Source organism: Bradyrhizobium sp. IC3195 (assembly GCF_020193585.1).
Taxonomy (GTDB): domain Bacteria; phylum Pseudomonadota; class Alphaproteobacteria; order Rhizobiales; family Xanthobacteraceae; genus Bradyrhizobium; species Bradyrhizobium yuanmingense.
Genome location: NZ_JADYVG010000007.1, coordinates 259492 through 283890 on the forward strand (window position 1 = coordinate 259492; position 24399 = coordinate 283890).

Annotated in this window: 23 protein-coding genes; 19 read left to right on the forward strand and 4 right to left on the reverse strand. The window is 64.9% G+C overall.

Annotated elements, in window-relative coordinates; translation table 11 throughout:
• Positions 1 to 8: 8 nt before the first annotated feature.
• From I6F09_RS17095 to I6F09_RS17135, 9 genes are all read left to right on the forward strand, one after another.
• Positions 9 to 2039 (forward strand): ATP-binding protein, encoded by a 2031-nt coding sequence (locus tag I6F09_RS17095; RefSeq protein ID WP_225188602.1) that lies wholly within the window; start codon positions 9 to 11, stop codon positions 2037 to 2039.
• Positions 2009 to 3754 (forward strand): DUF3369 domain-containing protein, encoded by a 1746-nt coding sequence (locus I6F09_RS17100; RefSeq protein ID WP_225188580.1) that lies wholly within the window; start codon positions 2009 to 2011, stop codon positions 3752 to 3754. Before I6F09_RS17095 ends, I6F09_RS17100 begins: the two co-directional genes overlap by 31 nt.
• 39 nt (positions 3755 to 3793) lie before the next feature.
• Complete coding sequence (locus I6F09_RS17105; RefSeq protein ID WP_036020286.1) at positions 3794 to 4525, forward strand: response regulator; 732 nt, start codon at positions 3794 to 3796, stop codon at positions 4523 to 4525.
• 408 nt (positions 4526 to 4933) lie between these two features.
• A complete protein-coding gene (locus tag I6F09_RS17110) occupies positions 4934 to 5545 on the forward strand; it encodes a sigma-70 family RNA polymerase sigma factor (protein WP_036020284.1) in 612 nt (203 codons plus the stop codon).
• Between the two features lie 485 nt (positions 5546 to 6030).
• A complete protein-coding gene (locus I6F09_RS17115; RefSeq protein WP_225140621.1) occupies positions 6031 to 6729 on the forward strand; it encodes a cytochrome c biogenesis CcdA family protein in 699 nt (232 codons plus the stop codon).
• Between the two features lie 32 nt (positions 6730 to 6761).
• Positions 6762 to 7325 carry a thioredoxin family protein gene (locus I6F09_RS17120; RefSeq protein WP_225188581.1) on the forward strand — a complete coding sequence of 188 codons (564 nt, stop codon included), beginning with the start codon at positions 6762 to 6764 and terminating at the stop codon, positions 7323 to 7325.
• A 99-nt stretch (positions 7326 to 7424) separates the two neighbouring features.
• Complete coding sequence (locus I6F09_RS17125; protein ID WP_225188603.1) at positions 7425 to 8396, forward strand: hypothetical protein; 972 nt, start codon at positions 7425 to 7427, stop codon at positions 8394 to 8396.
• Between the two features lie 358 nt (positions 8397 to 8754).
• Complete coding sequence (locus I6F09_RS17130) at positions 8755 to 9348, forward strand: L,D-transpeptidase (protein ID WP_225188582.1); 594 nt, start codon at positions 8755 to 8757, stop codon at positions 9346 to 9348.
• A 130-nt stretch (positions 9349 to 9478) separates the two neighbouring features.
• The gene (locus I6F09_RS17135; RefSeq protein ID WP_036001959.1) at positions 9479 to 10516 is read left to right on the forward strand and encodes an amino acid ABC transporter substrate-binding protein; all 1038 of its coding nucleotides are present in this window, start codon (positions 9479 to 9481) and stop codon (positions 10514 to 10516) included.
• A gap of 169 nt (positions 10517 to 10685) precedes the next feature.
• Here I6F09_RS17135 and I6F09_RS17140 read toward each other — a convergent pair whose 3' ends face one another.
• Both I6F09_RS17140 and I6F09_RS17145 read right to left on the reverse strand, forming a co-directional pair.
• Positions 10686 to 11825 carry an acyl-CoA dehydrogenase family protein gene (locus I6F09_RS17140; RefSeq protein WP_225171929.1) on the reverse strand — a complete coding sequence of 380 codons (1140 nt, stop codon included), beginning with the start codon at positions 11823 to 11825 and terminating at the stop codon, positions 10686 to 10688.
• Positions 11826 to 11971: 146 nt separating this feature from the next.
• Complete coding sequence (locus I6F09_RS17145; RefSeq protein ID WP_225188583.1) at positions 11972 to 13186, reverse strand: acyl-CoA dehydrogenase family protein; 1215 nt, start codon at positions 13184 to 13186, stop codon at positions 11972 to 11974.
• 127 nt (positions 13187 to 13313) lie between these two features.
• On the opposite strand from I6F09_RS17145, the gene I6F09_RS17150 reads away from it, so the two are divergent.
• Positions 13314 to 13859 (forward strand): carboxymuconolactone decarboxylase family protein, encoded by a 546-nt coding sequence (locus I6F09_RS17150; protein ID WP_225188584.1) that lies wholly within the window; start codon positions 13314 to 13316, stop codon positions 13857 to 13859.
• Positions 13860 to 13948: 89 nt separating this feature from the next.
• Positions 13949 to 14443, forward strand: a complete 495-nt coding sequence (locus I6F09_RS17155) for a VOC family protein (RefSeq protein ID WP_225188585.1) — start codon at positions 13949 to 13951, stop codon at positions 14441 to 14443.
• A gap of 59 nt (positions 14444 to 14502) precedes the next feature.
• On the opposite strand, the gene I6F09_RS17160 is transcribed toward I6F09_RS17155, so the two are convergent.
• Positions 14503 to 15831, reverse strand: coding sequence for an MFS transporter (locus I6F09_RS17160; RefSeq protein ID WP_036020259.1), 1329 nt, complete (start codon positions 15829 to 15831; stop codon positions 14503 to 14505).
• A gap of 181 nt (positions 15832 to 16012) precedes the next feature.
• On the opposite strand from I6F09_RS17160, the gene cyoA reads away from it, so the two are divergent.
• From cyoA to I6F09_RS17195, 7 genes are read left to right on the forward strand one after another with little or no spacing between them, the layout of a single operon-like run.
• Complete coding sequence (gene cyoA / locus I6F09_RS17165) at positions 16013 to 17173, forward strand: ubiquinol oxidase subunit II (RefSeq protein WP_109142143.1); 1161 nt, start codon at positions 16013 to 16015, stop codon at positions 17171 to 17173.
• Positions 17174 to 17198: 25 nt separating this feature from the next.
• The gene (gene cyoB / locus I6F09_RS17170; protein ID WP_225188586.1) at positions 17199 to 19196 is read left to right on the forward strand and encodes a cytochrome o ubiquinol oxidase subunit I; all 1998 of its coding nucleotides are present in this window, start codon (positions 17199 to 17201) and stop codon (positions 19194 to 19196) included.
• On the forward strand, positions 19197 to 19826 hold the full coding sequence (gene cyoC / locus I6F09_RS17175) for a cytochrome o ubiquinol oxidase subunit III (RefSeq protein ID WP_225188587.1): 630 nt from the start codon (positions 19197 to 19199) through the stop codon (positions 19824 to 19826).
• Positions 19823 to 20203: a cytochrome o ubiquinol oxidase subunit IV gene (cyoD, locus tag I6F09_RS17180; protein ID WP_036001948.1), complete on the forward strand. Its 381-nt coding sequence runs from the start codon at positions 19823 to 19825 to the stop codon at positions 20201 to 20203. Before cyoC ends, cyoD begins: the two co-directional genes overlap by 4 nt.
• Positions 20200 to 21051: an SURF1 family protein gene (locus I6F09_RS17185; protein ID WP_225188588.1), complete on the forward strand. Its 852-nt coding sequence runs from the start codon at positions 20200 to 20202 to the stop codon at positions 21049 to 21051. The genes cyoD and I6F09_RS17185 overlap by 4 nt, the downstream gene beginning before the upstream one ends.
• The gene (locus I6F09_RS17190; RefSeq protein WP_192893041.1) at positions 21023 to 22426 is read left to right on the forward strand and encodes an ATP-binding protein; all 1404 of its coding nucleotides are present in this window, start codon (positions 21023 to 21025) and stop codon (positions 22424 to 22426) included. Before I6F09_RS17185 ends, I6F09_RS17190 begins: the two co-directional genes overlap by 29 nt.
• A complete protein-coding gene (locus tag I6F09_RS17195; protein ID WP_057028497.1) occupies positions 22416 to 22949 on the forward strand; it encodes a response regulator transcription factor in 534 nt (177 codons plus the stop codon). Before I6F09_RS17190 ends, I6F09_RS17195 begins: the two co-directional genes overlap by 11 nt.
• A 244-nt stretch (positions 22950 to 23193) precedes the next feature.
• Here the strand turns inward: I6F09_RS17195 and I6F09_RS17200 are convergent, their stop codons facing one another.
• Positions 23194 to 23898 (reverse strand): glutathione S-transferase family protein, encoded by a 705-nt coding sequence (locus tag I6F09_RS17200; protein ID WP_225141274.1) that lies wholly within the window; start codon positions 23896 to 23898, stop codon positions 23194 to 23196.
• Positions 23899 to 24006: 108 nt separating this feature from the next.
• On the opposite strand from I6F09_RS17200, the gene I6F09_RS17205 reads away from it, so the two are divergent.
• Complete coding sequence (locus I6F09_RS17205) at positions 24007 to 24384, forward strand: helix-turn-helix domain-containing protein (protein ID WP_057028499.1); 378 nt, start codon at positions 24007 to 24009, stop codon at positions 24382 to 24384.
• The last annotated feature ends 15 nt before the right edge of the window (positions 24385 to 24399 follow it).

Sequence of the window (24399 nt, forward strand, 5' to 3'; positions counted from 1 at the left end):
CCGGCCCGATCGGGCAGCTGCGCGCGCGCATCGTCGGCCTCTTACGGGCGGTGCCGATCCGCTGGCGCATCCTGTCGATCGCCGCGCTGAACTCCGCCGTGGTCGTGGTGCTGGTGGCGATGATCTGGAACGGCGCCAAGGTGCTCGGCTCGGCCTGGGACGATGTGCGCCAGGTGCGCGAGTCCGACCGGATCTTGGCGCTGCTCGAAAGCGAGACCGGGCGGCTGCAGAACCTGATCCACCGCTACATCAACCAGCCGAGTCCGGACCTGTTCGCCGAGATCCTGTTGCTGCGCGAGGCGGTGCTGGGCACGCTGACCAATCGCGCCGCCAAGGACCCGATGCTGTCGGGCTCGGTCGAGGAGCTGGAGCGCACCACCGACCGCTTCCTCAACGGCTTCGGCGAGCTGCGCAGCGTGCAGTCCACCATCGCCAAGACCTATGAGGAGCAGGTGCAGGGCCCGGCCAGGGACATGGCGGGACTCTACTCCATCATCGAGGGTGCCACCGGCCATCGCGACGCGCTGATCTGGCCCTCGCTCGGCAAATCCCGCGAAGCCTTCACCGCGATGCTGGTCGCGGCCAATTCCTATTACCTGTCGCAGTCGTCGGGCGCCGCCGACGACGCGCGCCGCCATACCGAGACGATCGAGAGGACCATCCCGGTCATGATCGATCTCGCCGACAACGACCTGCAGAAGATGGCCTTGCGGCGGCTCGCGGCCCGCACCGCCGCACTTCGCGAGGGCTTTGCAAAACTCTCCGAGCAGCTTGCGAGCCGCACCGAGCTGCTCCGCAACACCATCGACGCCAGCCAGGCCGAGGCGATCGGCGCCATCGACGACCTCTCGACCAAGATGCGCCAGCGCGAGCAGAAGGCGCAGGAGGTGTTCGACCGCACGCTGGCGGATATCTCACGCCGGGTGCTGTCGATCGCGGTGATCTTCCTCGGCATCATCCTCACCGCGGGCGTCCTGATCGCGCTGTCGATCCGCCTACCGCTGCAGCAGATCATGTCCGCGATGCGCGCGATCACGCTCGGCGACCTCGACCGCGAGGTGCAGGGCACGAAAGCGCGCGACGAGGTCGGGGCCATGGCGCGCGCGGTGGAGGTGTTCCGCGAGAACGCGATCGCCAAGCGCCGGACCGAGGACGAGCTGCGCGCGTCCAAGGAAAAGGCCGAGAGTGCCCTGCTCGAGCTCAACACCGCGCAGCAGAACCTGATCGACGCCGAACGGCTGGCCGCGCTCGGTGGCCTCGTTGCGGGCGTCGCGCACGAGGTCAACAACCCGATCGGCATCAGCCTGACGGTGGCTTCGAGCTTTGCCCGGCGCACCGAGATTTTCGAAGCCCAGCTCAAGGGCGAGGGCGGCCTGCGCCGCTCGCAGCTGGAGGAGTTCGTGCAATCCTCGCGCGACGCCTCGCAGCAGCTCGTCGCCAATCTCCAGCGCGCCGGCGAGCTGATCCAGTCGTTCAAGCAGGTCGCGGTCGACCGCTCCCATGCCGAGCGGCGGCAGTTCTCCTTAAGCGAAGCCACCGACCAGATCATCGCCAGCCTCAAGCCCGTGCTGAAGCGCTCGCCGATCACGCTGGAGGTCGACGTCCCCGAGGGGCTGCTGCTCGACGGCTATCCCGGCTCCTACGGCCAGATCCTGACCAACCTCTTCCTCAACGCCGCCAACCACGCCTTCGCCGACGGCCGCGCCGGCCGGATCGCGATTTCGGCGCGGCCGCGCGGCACCGAGGACATCGAGATCAGCTTCTCCGACGACGGGGCCGGCATGACCCCGGACGTGCAGCGCCAGGCCTTTGACCCTTTCTTTACCACCCGGCGCAATGAAGGCGGCACGGGACTTGGCCTTCATATCGTCTATAACCTCGTCACCCAGCAGCTCGGCGGCCGGATGATGCTGGAATCCAAGCTGGGACAAGGCACTACTTTTCGCATTATCATGCCCCGTGTCGCCAAGGGCGGCGCGCAAAGCACAGAAAGTGACGGATCTTCGCAATGGCCGAACAGGACGATGTCCTCCACCTGATCGACGACACCGGTACCGCGTCGGAGGACAGCAACGCCCGGAAATGGAAGATCGCCGTCATCGATGACGATCCGGCCGTGCATGACGGCACGCGTTTTGCGCTGTCGGACTACAGCCTGAACGGCCAGAGCCTGGAGATCCTGTCGGCCTATTCCGCGGCCGAAGGCCGCAAGCTGATGGCCGAGCACCGCGACATTGCCGCCGTGCTGCTCGACGTCATCATGGAGACCGACGTCGCCGGCCTCGAGCTGGTCGAGTTCATCCGCAACGAGATCCGGAACGAGACCGTGCGCATCATCCTGCGCACCGGCCAGCCCGGCCAGGCGCCGGAGCGGCGCGTCATCGTGCAGTACGACATCAACGACTACAAGGCCAAGACCGAGCTCACCGCCGACAAGCTGTTCACCTCGCTGACCGCGGCGCTGCGCTCCTACCAGCAGCTCGAGCGCATGGTGCAGACGCGGCGCGGGCTCGAGATCATCATCGACGCGGCCTCCACGCTGTACGACTTCAAGTCGATGCAGCGGCTCGCTGAGGGCGTCCTGACCCAGCTCGCTTCGCTGCTCAACGTCGACTGCGCCGGCATCCTGGTGCTGCGCGACAATGGCGGCATCGACCCCGAGCTCTCGGTGCTCGCCGGCAGCGGCTGCTACAGCCGCTTCATCGGCACCACCTCATCGAAGGCGCTCGACCCCGAGCTGCGCGAGATGGTGGAGGCCGCGTTCCAGCGCCGCAAGAACGAATTCGCCGACCACCGGAGCGTGATCTATTTGCGCACCGGATCGGGCCGCGAGGTCGTGGTGCTCCTCCAGGCCGAGCGCGAGCTGTCGGAGACCGACCGTTCGCTGGTCGAGATCTTCTCCTCCAGGCTCTCGATCGCCTTCGACAACGTCATCCTCTACCAGCAGCTGCAGGACGCCAACACCCAGCTGGAGGACCGCGTCGCCCAGCGCACCCGCGCCCTGATGCAGGCCAACCGCCGCCTCTCGGCGCAATGGTTGCGGCTGCAGCGCGCCAACGGCTTCAAGAACGAGATTCTCGGCACCGTCGCGCACGACCTGAAGAACCCGCTCGGCGTCATTCTCGGCCGCACCGAGATGCTCAAGGAGCTGATCTCGACCGGCGCCTCGGAAAGCGGGATCGTCGCCCAGGTCGACCACATCCGCGACGCCACCAAGCGCCTGACCACGATGGTCGATCATTTGATCTCGGACGCGATGGCCGATGCCTTCGACATCACCATCCGCCGCGAGCCGGTCGACGTCGCCGCCCTGGTCAAGGAGGTCGCCGAGGCCAATCAGCCGCTCGCGGTCAACAAGCAGCAGGCGATCAGCGTCACCGCGCCGCCCAACATCGTCACCATGTGCGACACCGACCGCATCCGCGAAGCGATCGACAATCTCATCAGCAACGCCATCAAATACTCACCGATCGGCGGCAAGATCGACGTCACCGTGGTCCACGAGGGCAGCGACACCATCGTCAGCGTCAGCGACGAGGGCGCCGGGCTGTCGCCGGAGGACCTCGGCCGGCTGTTCGGCCGGTTCCAGCGGCTGTCGGCCAAGCCGACTGCCGGGGAGAGCTCGACGGGACTTGGTCTCTCCATCGTCAAGCGTATCATCGACATGCACGGCGGCGAGGTGACCGCCGAGAGCGAGGGCCCCGGCAAGGGCTCGACCTTCACCATCACCCTCCCCGCGACTGAAATGCCGTGATGCCAAAGCCCGTGATGCAAAGCCCATGATGCAAAGACCATGACCCAAAGCCAGCACATCATGATCGTCGACGATGAGGCTCCAGCCCGGGAGATGGTCGGCGATTACCTCAAGATGCACGGCTTCACCGTGACGCTGTGCGACGGCGGCAAGTCCTTGCGCGCCGCGATCCAGGGCAGCATGCCTGATCTCGTCGTGCTCGACCTCAACATGCCCGAGGAAGACGGGCTCTCGATCATCCGCGACCTCAAGAGCCGCATCAACGTGCCCGTCATCATGCTGACGGCGACCGCGAGCCCGATCGACCGCGTCGTCGGCCTTGAGCTCGGCGCGGACGATTACGTGGCGAAGCCCTGCGAGCTGCGCGAGCTGATGGCGCGCATCCGCTCGGTGCTGCGGCGGAGCGGACCGGCCAAGGCGGCAGACGCGCCGGCGGCGAAGTCGGACAAGGAGCAGCTGGTGCGCTTCGGCACCAAATGGCTCGACCTCGAAGCGCAGGCCTTGCGCGACGACGAGGGCAACGAGCATCCGCTGACCGCATCCGAGTTCGGGCTGCTCAAGGTGTTCGCGGCCAATCCGAAGCGCGTGCTGTCGCGCGAGCGCCTGCTCGAGCTTGCCAACGCCCGCGACGCCGAAGCCTTCGACCGCGCGGTCGATCTGCGCATCATGCGCATCCGCCGCAAGATCGAGCCCGACCCGGCCAAGCCTGCCGTAATCCGCACCATCCGCGGCGGCGGCTATCTGTTCTCGCCGCAGGGCGAGAAGGCGTAGGGCGAGCGGCACAGCCCGCTCTGCCGTAGCCTGGATGGAGCGCAGCGCAATCCGGGGGTGCTGTAGCCGCGGATGGAGTTGCCCCGGATTTCGCTGCGCTTCATCCGGGCTACGAGATTATCGCCCCCGGGACGACAGCGGTAGGTGCGGCGCGACCAAACGCAATCCTCCTAAATTCGTTCCGCGGCGCGCCCGTCCGGCCCCGAATCCCCACCCCCGTATTTTCCGTACGTTGAAATCACAAGGTTTTTTGCCCCGAATGTTTCGTCGCACCCTGTCCGGCGAAACAATTTGACGGCGCACGAAACCATTTTCCGCTTTTCGTGCAGACGTCCCGAAACGTTGGCTCATTAACACTTTGACCCAAGGAAACGCCGCTCGGTTGCGGCGCTACGGGGAGCCAAGTCCATGCCGAACGTCATTGCCATCAACGCCCAAGCCAGCCAGAGCATCATTGCCGCTCAGGCGACCTCGGACGACATGCTCCTCGCAAGCATTGCCGACGGCAACCGGACGGCCATGCACATCCTTTACTGCCGGCACAATGTACGGGTGTACCGATTCATCCTGCGCATCGTGCGCGACGCCACCACGGCGGAAGATCTGGTCAGCCAGGTGTTTCTGGACGTGTGGCGGACCGCCGGCCAATTCCAGGGCCGCTCGCAGGTGTCCACCTGGCTGCTCTCGATCGCCCGCTTCAAGGCGCTGACCGCGATGCGCCAGCGCCGCTTCGAGGACATCGATCAGGAGGACGTGCGTCAGATCCCCGATGGTTGCGACACGCCGGAGACCTCGCTCGACCGCAGCGACACCAGCGCCATCCTGCGCGCCTGCGTGCAGAAGCTGTCGCCGGCGCATCGGGAGATCATCAACCTCGTCTATTATCACGAGAAGTCGGTGGAGGAGGTCGGCCAGATCATCGGCATCCCCCAGAGCACGGTGAAGACACGGATGTTCTATGCGCGCAAGCAACTCGCCGATTTGCTTAAGGGCGCCGGCGTCGACCGTTTCGCCGCTTAACAACAATGTTTTCAAGGGGATAGGACCTCCGTTTTGGCCCTCTCCCCGGACACGGAAGCGTTACCACTGACGAAACAATTGAAACAAACGACAACATCAGGCGGAAAAACTTCCCTTCTATAAAGCTCCCATACGGTTTCGTTAAACCTCCCAAGACCTCCAGCGACCCGGACGATGCCCCGTCCGGGTCGTTTTTATTTGGGCCTGAGCGGTTGCCGGCTCCGCGGTCGGTGCGCTCCCTCCCCCGCTTGCGGGGGAGGGCTGGGGAGAGGGTGTTTTCCGCAACGGGGCACTCCCCCCAGAGGAAAGAACCCTCACCCGCCGCACTCTGCGAGTGCGCCGGCCTCTCCGGCAAGCGGGAGAGGCGGGAGCCCGCGGCCACCGTGCTCTGCAAAGCAACAGCCCCCGTCACGAAGCCGTGACGCTGCGTAACGACCGTCCCACCGCACGCGAACAGCCCTCGTGACCTCCCTCACGAGTGCCTCATGCTCGACCTGCTCTTTGCTCTCCTCGCCGGCATCCTCACCATCGCGGCGCCCTGTACGCTGCCAATGTTGCCGATCCTGCTCGGCGCCTCGATCGGGCGCGCGGGGCATCTGCGACCCGCGATGATCGCGCTCGGCTTCGTCTTTTCCTTCTCGATGGTCGCGCTGGCGCTCGGCGCGATCACGCGGGCCTTCGATTTCGATCCGAACGTGCTGCGCGAGGCGGCAGCGGTCCTGCTGCTCGGCTTCGGCCTGTTGATGCTGTGGCCGGCGCCGTTCGAATGGCTGTCGCTCCGGATCAACGGCTGGCTCGATCTCGGCAACATCGGCGCCACGCAGCGCGAGGGCGCGCTCGGTGGGCTGATCCTCGGCACCACCTTGGGACTGGTCTGGACGCCCTGCGCAGGGCCCGTGCTCGGCTCGATCCTGACGCTGGTGGCGACGTCGAAGAACGTTGCCTGGGCCGGCACGCTGCTGGTCGCCTATGCCATTGGCGCTGCGATCCCGATGCTGGGAATAGCCTATGGCGGACAGGCCGCGACCACGCGCGTACGCAGCTTGGCCCGGATCTCACCGCGGCTGCAGCAGGGCTTTGGCGTCGTCGTGATCGGCTTCGCGGTCGCCGCCTATTTTCAATACGACACGCTGATTGTGGCGTGGCTCACCGGCTTCTACCCCACCGGCCAGATCGGCCTGTGATCCCACCTCATCTTCACCGGAGGACGCTTTCCATGACTCTCAAGCTGCTCGCAGTGTCTGCTGCACTGATCGGCATCACAGTGACCGGCGCCGTGATCCCCGGCATCTGCGACGAGGCCGCACGCGCCGCGCCCGTCGTCACCGCCGCCGCGAACCAGCAGGCCGCGCCCGACTTCACCGGCATCACCAACTGGTTCAACTCGAAGCCGCTTCATATCGCCGATCTCCGCGGCAAGGTCGTGCTGGTCAATTTCTGGACCTATGGCTGCGTCAACTGCGTCAACACGTTGCCGCATGTCACCGGCCTCTACGCCAAGTACCGGGATCGAGGCCTCGTCGTGGTCGGCGTGCACACGCCGGAATTCCCGTTCGAGCGCTCCGCCGCCAACGTGCAGGCCGCGCTGAAGCGCCATGGCATCACCTATCCGGTGGCGCAGGACAATGAGTCCAAGACCTGGAACGCCTATCGCAATCAATATTGGCCGGCGCAATACATCGTCGACCAGAGCGGCAAGATCGTGTTCCAGCACGCCGGCGAAGGCAGCTACGACGAGATCGATCGCACGGTGGCCAAGCTGCTGAACGCGAGCAGCTGACGCCGCGCAGCCATCGCGCGGCGGCAGTTGTCGCCCTTGTTGCTTGACTCCACGGAGCCGTCCGTGGAGTTTCGCAACCGACGCAATCAGCCGCCCGCAATGGACGCGACCACCAGCACCGACATCCGCCTTCGTGAAGGTTCCTCGATCGCGCAGCGGCTGGTCGTGGCCGGCTGTGCGGCTGCCGTCGCACTCTGCTTCACGCCGGGACTGTTCACGAAGGACGTCCTGGAAATCGCGATATCGTCCGTGGCGCTGCTGGTGGGGGCCGGGTTCGTCATCGGCATCATGATGGCGCCGGCGGTGGTGTGGATCATCACGCCGGACGAGATCCTGATCGGGCGGCAGCGGCCGTTCGGAAAGCTCCGGACGCGCCTCGTCGGCAAGGACGAGATCGCCGCGCTACAGGTCCCCGGCAGCAAGAGGGGGAAGGCCCGCTTCCAGCTCGTCTTCACCCTGGCCTCGGGCGAGCGGCTGACCTCGCCGCCGATTTCCGATGTCACCCATGTCCGCGACACCGTGGCGTGGATCGCGGCGCATTTCGACGTTCCCAATGTCGAGGCGCCGAGCAACCCGCTCGACGCCAGCAATCCCGAGATGCATCTCGGCGAGCCTCTCGAGGCGTTTCCTGCACGGGAGATCCGCATCGTCGCACTGATCGCGGTGGCTTTGTCCGCGGCCCCCTATGCTTACAAGCTGTGGCGCGGCCTCTCGCCGAGCCATGTTGATATCCTGCTGCTGCCGCTGGGCGCGATCGCCGCATTCGCCGTCTATCGCTATGCCAACCTTGCGACTGGCGCGTTCTGGATCATCGGGCCGAACGATATTCGCGTCGAGCGCCTGTGGGGCGACGGCAGCCTGCGCGCCGACCGCATCGCCGGACCCGACGTGAAAACGATCACGGTCGAGCGCCGCGGCCGCTCCGAGGACGAGCATTGCATCGTGGTGATCCGGCTGCATTCGGGGCGGCGGTTTCGCAGCCCCCGCATCGGCTCGCGCGTCGAAGCCCGCGCCGTCGCGGCGGAGATCGTGCGGCGGCTCGGGATCCCGGCGGAGAGCAACAAGATTTAGCTGGCGCAAATTGTCGGCCTCGATCTCACCACGCGTTCGATCTAAGCCTCTCCCGCTTGCGGGAGAGGTCGCCGCGTAGCGGCGGGTGAGGGTTCTATCCTCTGGGGGAGTGTCCCATTGCGGAAGCACCCTCTCCCCAACCCTCCCCCGCAAGCGGGGAAGGGAGCGCACCCCGCCCAGCCGCACATCCTATGCTTTTCGCGCCATCCCCTGTTCGTGGCATTGCGCCGGGCCCGTCAAAAAACCAAAGCATTCTCGTGACATGCCAGGACGGCGCGCCATCAACTTGCCATGAACTTGCCCCTCAGGTTTGATGGTTCCGAATGATTTGCGCTGTGTGGCAGCGGGGAGAGCTTGAATGACGGATTTTCGTCGCCTGACCGGGATTTTCGTGGCTGCGATGGGACTGGCCCTGTCCACGCCGCACGCCTTCGCCCAGCAGCCGGACCGCGGCGACGAGCCAGGCCTGATCGCCGATGACGGATACCAGCTCGATCCGGAATGGCAGAAGCAGGTGGTCTACTTCCGCACCACCGAGCCGCCGGGCACGATTATCGTCTCGACGGCCGAGCGTCACCTCTATCTGGTGCAGCCCGGCGGGCGCGCGATCCGCTATGGCATCGGCGTCGGCCGCGACGGTTTCCAGTGGCAGGGGCTGGTGACCATCACCAACAAGAAGGAGTGGCCGGACTGGACGCCGCCGCCGGAGATGATCCAGCGCCAGCCCTATCTGCCGCGCTTCATGGCCGGCGGACCCGGCAATCCGCTGGGCGCCCGCGCCATGTATCTCGGCACCACCGTCTACCGCATCCACGGCACCAACCGACCCGACACGATCGGCACCAAGGTGTCCTCGGGCTGCTTCCGCCTGGTCAACGCCGACGTCGCCGACCTCTACGATCGCGTCCCTGTCGGCACCAAGGTGGTCATCCGGCAGAAGCCCGAGCTCTAAGGTTCATGATCCCGGCATGATTGCTTCGGACGGCCGCAGCGTGCCTTGCGCCAACGCGGCCGTCCGGATCCGGATCATGCACTCCGTCCTCGCCTGATTCCTTTTCCCGATTTTTCGAGAGAGCAACATGATGCGCACTTTTCGTGGCGGCCTGCTGATCGGGGTCGCCATCGCCGTGCTGGTCGCCATCGGCGCGATCATTTACGAGTTTTACGACACCCGCACCCTGAGGCGCACGGTTCGCCGCGGCGAGGTGCTGTGCGGCGTCAACAAGGGCCTGCCGGGCTTCTCGATCCCCGACGACAAGGGCAACTGGACCGGCTTCGACGTCGATTTCTGCCGCGCGGTGGCCGCTGCGATCTTCAACGACCCCGGCAAGGCGAAGTTCGTTCCGCTCGACGCCAACGAGCGTTTCAAGGAGCTGCAGAGCCGCAAGGTGGACATCCTCTCGCGCAACACGACCTGGAGCATGGCGCGCGAGCTCGACTACGATTTGTATTTCCCGGCCGTGGCCTATTACGACGGCGTCGGCTTCATGGTGCCGCGCACGCGCAACAAGGAGACCTCGCTCGACCTGGCAGACAGCAAGGTCTGCGTGCAGAACGGAACCACGACGACACTCAACGTCGCCGATTACTTCCGCATCAACAACATGAAGTATGAAGAGGTGAAGTTCGATAACCTCAACGACGTGGTGAAGGCGTACGACACCGGCAAGTGCGACACGTTCTCCGCCGACGTTTCTCAGCTCTATGCTCTCAGGCTGAACCTGACGAAGCCCGGCGACCACATGATCCTGCCGGACATGATCTCCAAGGAGCCGCTCGCCCCCGTGGTGCGCCAGCGCGACGACGACTGGATGATGATCGTGAAGTGGACGCTTTACGCGATGATCAACGCCGAGGAGCTCGGCGTGACCTCGGAGAACATCGACGAGGCCTTGAAGTCGAAGAAGCCGGAGGTGATGCGCCTCGTCGGCACCGAAGGCCGCTACGGCGAGCAGCTCGGCCTCACCAAGGACTGGGCCGCGCGCATCATCCGCCACGTCGGCAATTACGGCGAGATGTACGATCGCAACATCGGCGAGAAGTCGAAGCTGAAGATCCCGCGCGGCATGAACCAGCTGTGGAACGCAGGCGGCGTGCAGTACGCACCGCCGATGCGGTAAGGGGTGTCTCCGGCGAACGTCGTAGGGTGGGTTAGCCTTGCAATTGCGCTAAGCGCAATTGCTCGGCGTAACCCACCATGCTTCCGCGTTTGCCGGACGAAGATGGTGGGTTACGCACTGCAGATGCGCTTCGCGCTTCTGCAGTGCTAACCCACCCTACGAGAGCATCTCAATAACCCCGCGACCTGGCCAACTGCTCGGTGTGATAGTTCGCATCGCCGAACAACTCCTCGCAGACGCGGGCGCGCTTCATGAAGAAGCCGATGTCGAACTGGTCGGTCATGCCCATGCCGCCGTGCATCTGCACGCCTTCCTGCACCGCGCGCGTGGCGGTGGTGCCGGCGCGCGCCTTGGCGACGGCGACGGCGGGTGCGGCCTTGGCAATGTCGGCGTCCAGTGCCTGCAGCGCCTTCATGGTGGCGGCACGGGTGATCTCGATGTCGATATAGAGCTCGGCGGCGCGATGCTGCAGCGCCTGGAATTCGCCGATGAGCTTGCCGAATTGCTTGCGGCTCTTCAAATACTCGACAGTGCGGCCAAACACCTCGTCGCTGAGGCCGACCATTTCGGCGGCCACCGCGCCGCGGCCGATATCGAGCACGCCATCGAGCAGGCCAGCCGCCTGGTCGACCTCGCCGAGCACGCTGTCGGCGGTGACCTCGACATTGGCGAACTCGATCCGCGCCGCATTGTGCGCATCGACCATGATGGTGCGCTCGATCGCAACGCCCTTGGCCTTGGGGTTGACCAGGAACAGCGTCAGGCCCTCGCGTTCGCCGGCAGAGCCCGCGGTGCGCGCGGCGACGATGAGGAGATCGGCGACATGACCGTCGATCACCAGCGCCTTGGCACCGGAGAGCTTGAAGCCGTTGCCGGCGCGCACAGCCTTGAGGCTGGTCTGCAGCGGGCGATGCTTGGCGCCCTCGTCGATCGCGAGCGTCGCGAGCAGCGAGCCGTTCGCGATCTTCGACAGATATTCCGATTTCTGCGCGGCATTGCCGCCGCGGGTCAGCACTGATGCCGCCACCACTGACGTCGCGAGGAAGGGCGATGGCATCAAGGTGCGGCCGATCTCCTCCATGATAATTCCGGCTTCGACGAAACCGAGACCGCTGCCACCGAACTCTTCCGGCACGAGCAAGCCGGCAAACCCCATCTCGGCGAAGGAATGCCAAAGATCCTTGGAGAAGCCGGTGGGGTCCTTGCTGTCGCGCAAGTGGCGCAGGTGCGACACCGGCGCCTTGTCGCTGATCAGCCCGCGCGCGGAGTCGCGGAGCATGGATTGTTCTTCGGTGAGGACGAGGGCCATATGCGTGTTTCCGATTCGAAATCTATCTGGTTCGTCATTCCGGGATGCGCCGCAGGCGCAGGCCCGGAATCCATCGGGCGGCAGAGGGGGAGGATGAATTGGATTCCGGGCTCGCGACTTCGTCGCGCCCCGGAATGACGGAAACCTCACGCCCCCGGCAGATCCAGGATGCGCTTGGCGACGATGCCGAGCATGACCTCGGACGTGCCGCCCTCGATCGAATTGGCCTTGGTGCGCAGCCAGGCGCGCGGGCGCGCGCCCTGCCTGGAGCGCTCGCTCTCCCATTCCAGCGCATCGACGCCGCCCGCCGACATCAGGATCTCGTGGCGGCGCTTGTTGAGCTCGGTGCCGTAATATTTCATCGCCGAGGAGAACGCCGGATGCGCCTGCCCGGCCTTGGCGAGATCGACCGCGCGCTCGGCGCAGGCCGCCAGCGCGGCTTCATCGACGTCGAAGCTGGCGATCTTCCCGCGCAGCATGGCGTCGTCGAGCTTGCCTTGTCCATCGGTGCCGACTGAATCGGCCGCGATCTGGCCGAGCGGCCGGCCGACGCCGCGCTCGCCCATCCCCGAGATCATCGCGCGCTCGTGCTGGAGCAGGTATTTCGCAACGTCCCAACCGCGGTTGATGGTGCCGACCACATGCGACTTCGGCACACGGACATTGTCGAAGAAGGTTTCGCAGAACGGCGAGTAGCCGGAAATCAAGAGGATCGGCTTGGTCGAGACGCCCTTGGAGGTCATGTCGAACAGGATGAAGCTGATGCCGTCGTGCTTCTTGGCGGTCGGATCGGTGCGCACCAGGCAGAAGATCCAGTCGGCGTAATTGGCGTAACTAGTCCAGATCTTCTGGCCGTTGATGATGAAATCGTCGCCGTCGCTCTCGGCGCGGGTCTGGAGCGAGGCGAGGTCGGAGCCGGCGTTCGGCTCGGAATAGCCCTGACACCAGCGGATCTCGCCCGCGGCGATCTTCGGCAGATGCTCCTTCTTCTGGGCGTCGTTGCCGTATTTCAGGAGCGCCGGCCCGAGCATCCAGATGCCGAAGCTCGACAGCGGCGGCCGCGCGCCGATCCGCGCCATCTCGGCGCGCAGCACCTTGTGCTCGGCAGCGCTCAGGCCCCCGCCGCCGTATTCCTTCGGCCAATCAGGTACGGTCCAGCCCTTGTCGCGCATGCGCTCGAACCAGACGCGCTGCGGCTCGGACGAGAATTTTGCGTTGCGCCCACCCCAGAACACGTCGGCATAGGACGTTGCCGGCTTGCGCATCTCCGGCGGGCAATTGGCTTCCAGCCAGGCGCGGGTCTCGTTGCGGAATCGTTCGAGATCGGCGGATTCAGAATCGCTGGTTTTGAGATCGGTCATTGGTCGTTTCCATCACCCAACATTCGAATTGTTGCCAGCGAGTCTGGGCCAAGCCCCCGCGGAATTCAACCACTTATCGGCTATAGTCGCGGCGACGGCGAGCCTTGAAAACAAAGAGGAAACGACAATGCGCCTAAAGCTTCTTTCGCCTGGCGAAATGAACGAGAGCCAGCGGCAGACCTATGACGAGTCGATCGCCGGCAAGCGCGGCAAGCCGCCGGCGCCGATGATGGCCTGGCTGAACAGCCCCGAGATGGCGCGCCATGCCACACGGCTCGGCGAAGTCATGCGCTTCGACACCATCTTCCCGGCCAGGCTTTCGGAGATCGCGATCCTGGTGACGGCGCGGCACTGGACCGCGCATTACGAATGGTATGCGCACAAGCGCCTTGCGCTTGCGGGCGGCATGAAGCCCGAGATTATCGACGCGATCCGCGACCGCCGCACGCCCGACTTTGACGATGCCAAGGCTAAGATGATCTACGATCTCGCGAAGTCGCTGCACGAGGGCCACGGCGTCGAGAAGGGCCTCTACGACGAGGCGGTGAAGCTGCTCGGCGAGCGCGGCGTGGTCGAGGTGATCGGGCTGTGCGGCTATTACACGCTGGTGTCGATGACCCTGAATACGTTCGAGTTCGGCCTGCCCGAGGGCGAGGTGTCGGAGCTCGCTTAGTTTCCCATTTAGAAACGATGGGTTTCGCGTTTGGGCGTGGCACTGGCTCGAAGCGGGGCTTACCTGCATGTTTTCGAGGGAGCATTCACATGTCGCAAAGCCAAGTCATTCCTGCCGGCACCAGGATCGGCCATGTCCATCTCAAGGTCGCCGATCTCGATCGTGCGCTCGGCTTCTATTGCGGCGTGCTCGGCTTCGAGCTGATGCAGCGGATGGGCTCGGGGGCGGCCTTCATCGCGGCCGGCGGCTATCACCACCACATCGGGCTCAACACTTGGGAGAGCAAGGGCGGCTCACCGCCGCCGCCTGATGCGACCGGGCTCTATCACACCGCGATCCTGTTTCCGACGCGCCCTGCGCTGGCGGATGCGCTGCATCGGGTGCTCACGGCCGGGATTGCGCTCGATGGCGCCAGCGACCATGGCGTCAGCGAGGCGCTTTACCTGCGTGATCCCGACCAGAACGGCGTGGAGCTGTATTGGGACAAGCCGCGGGAGCAATGGCCGTTCGGGCCTGACGGGAAGCTCGCGATGTTCACCAAGCGGCTGGATGTCGAAGCGCTGTTGCGGCAGCGGGAGGGGTGATGCCTAGAGGTGGGCACGGCGCAACCAGCGCCTTTGCCCACCCAGCACGCGCCGAGCGATCAGCGCCCGGCGTCCATATCGCCGGCCTCGCGCTGGCCGCTGAGCCAGAGCGCGAGTAGGGTCCAGAACGCGCCGGACAACAGATACGCGCCTGAGGCAATGACGCCGAGATTGGTGGCGAGCAGCAGCGCGACCAGCGGAGCGAAGCCGGCACCGAACAGCCAGGCCATGTCGGACGTCAGCGCCGAGGCCGTATAGCGATAGGCCTGCCGGAAGTTCGAGGCGATCGCACCGGAGGATTGGCCGAAGGACAGGCCGAGCAGGATGAAGCCGATCACCATGTAGATGGTCTCGCCGAACGCGCCGGCGTCGAGCAGCTGCGGCGCGAAGCCGCTATAGACCGCGATCGCGATCGCCGATCCCATCAAGAGCGACTTGCGGCCGACGCGGTCGGCAATGATGCCGGAGGCCACGATCGCGGCGACGCCGAACACGGCGGCGACGATCTCGATGATTAAAAAGCGCACCGGGCTTTCGTGGGTGAACAGGAACACCCAGGACAGCGGGAACACCGTGACCATGTGAAACAGCGCGAAGCTCGCCAGCGGCGCGAAGGCCCCTAGCATGATGGTCTGGCCTTCGCGCGCGACCGTCTCTGAGATCCGCGCCGGCTGGAGTTCACGGGTCTCGAACAGCGTGGCGTATTCTTCCGTCGTCACCATGCGCAGGCGCGCGAACAGCGCGACGACATTGATAGCGAAGGCGACGAAGAACGGATAGCGCCAGCCCCAGTCGAAGAAATCATCGGCCGAGAGGAGGCCGGCGAAATAGGCGAACAGCGCGCTCGCCACGATCAGCCCGAGCGGCGCGCCGAGCTGCGGCACCATCGCATACCAGCCGCGCTGGGAGGCCGGCGCATTCAGCGCCAGCAGCGAAGCCATGCCGTCCCAGGCGCCGCCCCAGGCCAGACCCTGCGCGATGCGCGCCAGCGCCAGCAGCCAGATCGCGGCGACGCCGATCTCCTGATATCCGGGCAGGAACGCGAGCGCGACGGTGGCGGTGCCGAGCAGGAATAGCGCCGAGATCAGCTTGGCCGTCTTGCCGTATTCCCGGTCGATCGTCATGAAAATGACGGTGCCGATCGGACGGGCCATGAAGGCCAGCGCGAAGACCATGAAGGAATAGAGGGTCCCGGTCAGCTCGCTCGCGAACGGAAAAACCAGACGCGGAAACACGATCACCGAGGCGATCGCGAAGACGAAGAAGTCGAAGAATTCCGAGGTACGGCCGATGATGACGCCGATGGCGATCTCGCCGGGACTGGCCTGGTCGTGGCCGTGCTCGCCCGTGTGGAGGTTTGCCATTTCGGGGGTCTGTGCCGTCGCCATTCGTGCGCCCTTAACGTCCTGAAAACCAAAGCCGACCGCCCGGCGGGGCCCAGGCAATCTGGCCCTATCTGGCCCAACCTCCCGCACTGCAACATTGGACAAATTGTCCAATGTCCCCATTGTTGCGCCGCAGCTACCCCTTGGCCCCGCAAAGGAAACTCAATCTCATAAGGCTCGGCCCGTGTCCCGTCTCAAGATCCTGGCGCTACTACCTCTGGCTGCTGCGCTCAGCGGCTGCGACTATGTCGTGCTGGCGCCAGCCGGCGATATCGCAGCGCAACAGCGCGACCTCGTCATCATCTCCACCGTCCTGATGCTGCTGATCGTCGTGCCCGTGATGGCGCTGACGGTGCTGTTCGCCTGGCGCTACCGCCAGTCCAACACCGAGGCCCGCTACGAGCCGGACTGGGATCACTCGACCAAGCTCGAGCTGGTGATCTGGTCGGCGCCGCTTCTCATCATCATTTGCCTGGGCGCGCTGACCTGGATGGGCACGCATCTGCTCGATCCCTATCGCACCCTCGGCCGCATTCATGCCGAGCGCGCCGTGGACAAGTCCAAGGCCCCGCTCGAGGTCGACGTCGTCGCGCTCGACTGGAAGTGGCTCTTCATCTACCCGGACTACGGCATCGCCACCGTCAATGAGCTCGCAGCTCCGGTCGATCGCCCGATCACCTTCCGCATCACCGCGTCCTCGGTGATGAACTCGTTCTACATCCCCGCGCTCGCCGGCCAGATCTATGCGATGCCGGGCATGGAGACCAAGCTCCACGCCGTCGTCAACCACGCCGGCACCTACAAGGGTTTTTCGGCGAACTATAGCGGCGCCGGCTTCTCGGGCATGCACTTCAATTTCAAGGGACTCGACGACAACGGCTTTGACGCCTGGATCGCCAGCGCCAAGTCGGCCGGCGGCTCGCTCGGCCGGGCCGAATATCTCCAGCTGGAGAAGCCCAGCCAGAACGAGCCGGTGCGGCGCTGGGGCGCCGTCGATGCCGATCTCTACCGCCTGATCCTCAACATGTGCGTCGAGACCGGCAAGATGTGCCAGAGCGAGATGATGGCGATCGACGCCAAGGGCGGCAACGGCCATCAGGGCCTGAACAACACCCTGCCGCTCGCCTACGACAAGTATGCCCGCCGCGGCACGGTGCTCGGACCAGAGCCGACCTTCGTCGCCGGCACCTGCACGCCGGATGCGCCGCAGGGGCAGACCACCGCCTCGATCAAGGCTCCGACCGATTTCGCGCCGCTCCTGGGTGCCGGCCTGAAGCGGCCGTCGTTCACGCCGCTGAAGTCCTCGTCCTTCTTCCTCGGACAGCGTCCCAAGTCCGATTCCTGAAGTCAGATTCCTAAAGAGAACGCGCATGTCTCCTGATCTTCTCAAGCTCATCTTCGGCCGGCTCGGCCTCGAATCGCTGCCGCTGCACGAGCCGATCGTCGTCGGCACCTTCGTGGTGGTCGCGCTCGGCGGCGCCGCGCTGCTCGGCGGCCTCACCTATTTCCGCCTCTGGGGCTATCTCTGGCGCGAATGGTTCACCACGGTGGACCACAAGCGCATCGGCATCATGTACATGATCCTCGGCATCGTGATGCTGCTGCGCGGCTTTGCCGACGCGCTGATGATGCGCGGCCAGCAGATGCTCGCGTTCAACGGCTCCGAAGGCTATCTTAACGCCCATCACTACGACCAGATCTTCACCGCCCACGGCGTGATCATGATCTTCTTCGTGGCGATGCCGCTGGTCACCGGCCTGATGAACTACGTCGTGCCGCTGCAGATCGGCGCGCGCGACGTCTCGTTCCCGTTCCTGAACAATTTCAGCTTCTGGATGACGGTCGGCGGCGCGGTGCTGGTGATGGCCTCGCTGTTCATCGGCGAATTCGCCCGCACCGGCTGGCTGGCTTATCCGCCGCTGTCGAACATCGGCTACAGTCCCGATGTCGGCGTCGACTATTACATCTGGGCGCTGCAGGTCGCCGGCGTCGGAACGACGCTATCCGGCATCAACCTGATCTGCACCATCGTCAAGCTGCGCTGCCCCGGCATGACCATGATGAAGATGCCGGTGTTCACCTGGACCTCGCTCTGCACCAACGTGCTGATCGTCGCCTCCTTCCCGGTCCTGACCGTGGTGCTCGCGCTGCTGTCGCTCGACCGCTACGTCGGCACCAACTTCTTCACCAACGATTTCGGCGGCAGCCCGATGATGTACGTGAACCTGATCTGGATCTGGGGCCACCCCGAAGTCTACATCCTGGTTCTCCCGGCCTTCGGCATCTTCTCCGAGGTCACCTCGACCTTCTCGGGCAAGCGGCTGTTCGGCTACACCTCGATGGTCTACGCCACGGTGGTCATCACCATCCTGTCCTACCTGGTCTGGCTGCACCACTTCTTCACGATGGGCTCGGGTGCCAGCGTCAACTCGTTCTTCGGCATCACCACGATGATCATCTCGATCCCGACGGGCGCGAAGATGTTCAACTGGCTGTTCACGATGTATCGCGGCCGCATCCGCTACGAGCTGCCGATGATGTGGACCATCGCCTTCATGCTGACCTTCGTGATCGGCGGTATGACCGGCGTGCTGCTCGCGGTGCCGCCGGCCGACTTCGTGCTGCACAACAGCCTGTTCCTGATCGCGCACTTCCACAACGTGATCATCGGCGGCGTGGTGTTCGGCGCGTTCGCCGGCATCAACTACTGGTTTCCGAAGGCGTTCGGCTTCAAGCTCGATCCGTTCTGGGGCAAGATGTCGTTCTGGTTCTGGGTCACGGGCTTCTACCTGGCCTTCATGCCGCTCTACGTGCTCGGCCTGATGGGCGTGACCCGCCGCCTGCGCGTGTTCGACGATCCGTCCCTGCAGATCTGGTTCATCATCGCCGCGATCGGTGCCGTGTTCGTCTTCCTCGGCATCCTCGCGATGCTGATGCAGTTCGCGGTCAGCCTGCTCAAGCGCGAGCAGCTCAAGGACGTCACCGGCGATCCCTGGGACGCGCGCACGCTGGAATGGGCGACCTCCTCGCCGCCGCCGGACTACAACTTCGCCTTCACCCCCGTCGTTCACGACAATGACGCGTGGTGGGACATGAAGCGGCGCGGCTATCAGCGTCCGCTCACCGGGTTCAAGCCGATCCACATGCCCAGCAGCACCGGCACCGGCATCATCCTCGCCGGCTTCGCCACCGCGATGGGCTTTGCCCTCGTCTGGTACATGTGGTGGCTCGCCGCCCTGAGCTTCATCGCGATGCTCGCCGTCGGGATCGGCCACACCTTCAACTATCACCGCGACTTCGACATTCCGGCTGATGACGTCATCCGGACCGAGGACGCGCGCACCAAGCTGCTCGCCGGAGCCAAGTAAATGACCGTTGCCCTCAATCCCTCGCAGACCGGCGAGCCGGTCTTCTACCTCGCCGACGAGCATCCGCATCCGGAAGGCTGGAGCACTTCGCTCGGCTTCTGGATCTACCTGATGAGCGACTGCCTCATCTTCGCGATCCTGTTCGCCACCTACGGCGTGCTCGGCGGCAATTACGCCGCCGGCCCCGCGCCAAAGGACCTGTTCGACCTGAACCTGGTCGCGGTGAACACGTCCATGCTGCTGCTGTCGTCGATCACCTACGGCTTTGCCATGCTGACCATGCAGCAGAACAAGGTCGCGCAGACGCAGGCCTGGCTGGCGATCACTGGCCTGTTCGGAGCCGCGTTCATCGGCATCGAGCTGTTCGAGTTCGCCCACATGATCCACGAGGGCGCCACGCCGCAGCGCAGCGCCTTCCTCTCCGCCTTCTTCACCCTGGTCGGCACTCACGGCCTGCACGTCACCTGCGGCCTGATCTGGCTGGTGACGCTGATGGTGCAGGTTGGAAAGTTCGGCCTGATCGAGGCCAACCGCCGCCGCCTGATGTGCCTGTCGATGTTCTGGCACTTCCTCGACGTGGTCTGGATCGGCGTCTTCACCTTCGTCTATCTCCTGGGAGTTCTGCGATGAGCACCGATACCCACGCAGCCGGCGCGCACGACCATCACCACGAAGGCGGCCACGCCCACAGCACGTTCTCGGGCTACATGCTCGGCTTCGTGCTCTCGGTCGTGCTCACCGCGATCCCGTTCTGGCTGGTGATGAGCGGCGCGCTGCCGAGCAAGCAGATCACCGCGCTGGTGATCATGGCCTTCGCCATCGTGCAGATCGTCGTGCACATGGTCTACTTCCTGCACATGAACACGACGTCGGAGAACGGCTGGACCATGATGGCGCTGATCTTCACCATTGTGATGGTGGTGATTGCGCTGTCGGGTTCGCTGTGGGTGATGAGCCACCTCAACAGCAACATGATGCCGATGCACCAGATGAGCGGAATGAAGTGAGCGAAACCGGGACCGTGGCAGGCAAGGACGGAGATGCCCGCAGCAACGCTGCGCGGCCCCCGTCCTTGTGGCTCACCGTCCTCTCGCTGATCGCTTTCGTGCTTCTGATCGCGCTCGGCGTCTGGCAGATCGAGCGCCGCGCCTGGAAGCTGGCGCTGATCGAGCGGGTCGAGCAGCGCGTCCATGCGCCGGCGCAGCCGATCCCCTCGCCCGCGTCATGGCCTGTCGTCAGCGCAGCAAGCGACGAATACAGGCATGTCAGCCTCAGCGGGCGCTTCCTGCATGAGAGCGAGACGCTGGTTCAGGCGGTCACCGAGGAAGGCCCCGGCTATTGGGTGCTGACGCCGCTTGTGCGCGACGACGGCACGCTGGTGCTGATCAACCGCGGGTTCGTGCCGTCCGAGCGGCGCGACGCATCGACGCGTCGGGACGGCAATCCCGCGGGTCGGGTCGAAATCACCGGCCTGCTGCGCATCACCGAGCCGAAGGGCGGCTTCTTGCGGACCAACGTGCCCCAGCACAACCGCTGGTACTCGCGGGACGTCGCCGCCATTGCGGCGGCACGGAGGCTGCGCGAGGTGGCGCCCTTCTTCGTGGACGCCGACGCCGGATCACAAATCGCAGGCGGCCCCATCGGCGGATTGACCGTGATCCGCTTTCCCAATAACCACCTGATCTACGCGCTGACGTGGTTTGCCCTGGCTTTCATGCTGGCCGGCCGACTTTTCGTCATGTTCGGTGGCGGGCTGTTCCGCCGCAAGCGCTTCGTCCACGACAAGGCCGGCGGCTCGGATGCCGTCACCCGCAGGACGGGACCAGATGCTGGAACGATCGTCGAGCCGACCTGACGACGGGAAAACGCTTTCCCAGACGCTTGGGCGTGACGGGCAAGCCGTCACGCTGCAATCGCAGGCCGACGCGCGCAGCGAGCTGATCGGCACCATGCCGACCGAGGACGAGACCAACCGCAAGAACATGGCGCTGCTGATCCAGCTGCGCTGGACCGCGGTGGTCGGCCAGATCGTGACCATCGGTGCCGTGCATTTCGGCCTCGACATCCCCCTGCCGCTGGAGCGGATGGGCGCAGTGATCGGCGCGCTGGTGCTGCTCAACGTCTCCAGCCTGGTCTGGGTGCGCCATCGCGCTGCGATCACCAACAACGAGCTGTTGGTCGCCTTGATACTGGACGTCGCCGCGCTGACCGCGCAGCTCTATCTCTCCGGCGGCGCCACCAATCCCTTCACCTCGCTGTTCCTGCTCCAGGTGACGCTCGGTGCGGTGCTGCTCGATGCCCGATCGACGTGGTCGCTGGTGGCGCTGACCTGCGCCAGCTTCGTCTGGCTGACATTGGCCTACCGGCCGCTCGATCTGCCGCCCAATCCGTTGAGCGAGACCTATACGCTCACCGTAACAGGCATGCTCCTGGGCTTCGTGCTCAACGCCGTGCTGCTCGTCGTGTTCGTCACCCGCATCAACAGGAATTTGCGCGAGCGCGACGCGCATCTGGCGGCGCTGCGCCAGCATGCCGCCGAACAGGACCATATCGTGCGCATGGGCCTGCTCGCCTCCGGTGCGGCGCATGAGCTCGGCACGCCGCTCGCCTCGCTCTCGGTAATCCTCAGCGACTGGCGCCGCATGCCCGATCTTGCCGCCGATCAGGAGCTTGCCGAGGACCTCGCGGAGATGGAAACCTCGTTGCAGCGCTGCAAATCGATCGTGACAGGCATCCTGGTGTCGGCGGGCGAAGCGCGCGGCGAAGGCTCCTCACCGACGACGGTGACGGCCTTCGTCACCGCGCTGGTCGACGAATGGCGCAATGCGCGCTCCGCCCGCACGCTCTACTTCGTCAACACCTTCGGCGAGGACGTCGCAATCGTCTCCGACGTCGCGCTGAAGCAGGTGATCTTCAACGTGCTCGACAACGCCTATGAGGTCTCGCGCGAGTGGGTCGAGCTCGTCGCCGAGCGCGAGGGCGACAATCTCGTGCTGTCGATCTCCGACCGCGGCCCGGGCTTTGCGCCGGAGATGCTGGCGCAGCTGGGGAAGCCCTACCAATCGAGCAAGGGTCGTGCCGGCGGCGGGCTCGGCCTGTTCCTGGTGGTGAACGTCGTGCGCAAATTGGGGGGCACCGTGAGCGCCAAGAACCACAGGAAGCGCGGCGCCACGGTGCGCCTCACGCTGCCGCTCGCAACATTGGCGATCGGAGGGAATTTTGACGCCTGACCGTTCGCTGATCGTCGTCGAGGACGATGCGGGTTTTGCCCGCACGCTGAAGCGCTCGTTCGAGCGCCGCGGCTACGAGGTGGTACTCGCCGCCTCGATCGAGGAGGTGCGCCAGGTGCTGGAGGAACGCTCTTTCGGTCATGCCGTGGTCGACCTCAAGCTCGGCGGCGCCTCGGGCCTTGCCTGCGTCGAGCTCCTGCACACGCATGACCCGGACATGCTGATCGTGGTGCTGACCGGCTTTGCCAGCATCTCCACCGCGGTCGAGGCGATCAAGTTGGGGGCCTGCCACTATCTGGCAAAGCCGTCGAACACCGACGACATCGAGGCCGCCTTCCACAAGGCCGAAGGCAACGCCGAGGTCGCGCTCGATTCGCGGCCGACCTCGATCAAGACGTTGGAATGGGAACGCATCCACCAGACCTTGATCGAGACCGACTTCAACATCTCGGAAGCGGCCCGCCGGCTGGGCATGCACCGGCGGACGCTGGCAAGGAAGCTCGAGAAGCGGCCGGTGAAGTAGGAGCGCTATCGCATTTGAGAGCATTTCCCTGCGGTCCATCCTTCGAGACGCCCGCTTTAGGCGGGCTCCTCAGGATGAGGCGGAGTGCGCGGCAGCAGTTTTCAACGAGCACTGATGCTGATGAGCCTCATCCTGAGGAGGCGCGTCAGCGCCGTCTCGAAGGACGAGGCGTGCGCACCGGCCGCCTCCACAAGTCATATACGATAGCCCTCGGTCACGTAGGGGAAGCGCGTCGAGGCTCCTCCTATTTGCCGAACTGCGCGATCAATTCGGCCAGCGCGACGTGGCCTGTGCACGATCCCGTTCCCGGATCAGACCCGCCGTCCTCCAGAGCGGTGGCGTAGAGGACCGCGGGATCGGACTCGAGGCGTGCGCGCAGTGCCGCCAGCTTCGGCCAGCGGCTCCTCTCCGCGACCGCGTGGAAGTCGAGCCAGCGTGCGACGCCGACGAGCACGGCGTCGGCGAGGGTCGGCCGCTCCCCGAGCAGGAATTGTTGCGCTTCGATCATCGCTTCGAGCTTGTCATGACGCTCGATGACCCTTGCTGTACCAAAGGCGCGCAGGACCGACTTCGCGGCAGGCTCCATGGCTTCGGCTTCCAATGCGGCCCACAGCGGCGCGAAGGCGGCGGTGAAACCGGTATTCACGAACGCCATGAGCTGATGCATGCGATCGGATTGCCGTGACAGCGGATCGAAGCTGATGCGCCGTTCGACATCCCTGGCCTCTAGCCAGGCCGCGATCGCCATCGTTTCCGTCAGCACCTCGCCCTGCTCGGTGATGAAGACCGGCGTCTCGTGTCGCGGATTGATACGGGCGTATGACGGGTTTCGCATCTCGCCCAACATATCGACCCGACACAGCCGATATGGCTTGCCCAGCCATTCGAGAGCCGCAACGAGCCCCATGGAGCTTCCCTTCGGGAAGCCGTAGAGTAGAATTGGGTCCATGATCCATTCTCCGTGATTTCTGATGATCACGCTGCGCAGCGGTGATGCGACCCTAGCCGCTCGCCGCATCAAGTAAATTACGAACTTTTTTGTAACCTGGAGGCACCGATGAAGGATCTCGTGTCGAGATGTCCCATCGAGGAAGTGATGCAGATTCTGAGCGGTCGCTGGCCGACTCTGCTGATCTATTATTTGAAGCAAGGCACCAAGCGCTTCAGCGATCTGCGCCGCGATAATCCGACCATCTCACACAGGATGCTCGCGCTCGAGCTTCGCAAGCTGGAGGACGCCGGCATCGTCAGCCGCACCGAATTCGGCGGATATCCGCTGCGCGTGGAGTACGATCTGACCTCCGCCGGTCACGCGCTCGTGCCCTTGATCGATGCCTTGGGGGACTGGTGGACGTCGGTTGCGGCGGCGGCTGACGGAGAAGGCCGCCGGAACGAAATCAGCGTCTCGGCAAGGGCGCAGCGAACCAGCGGCTGAAGGCCCAAGCGAGGA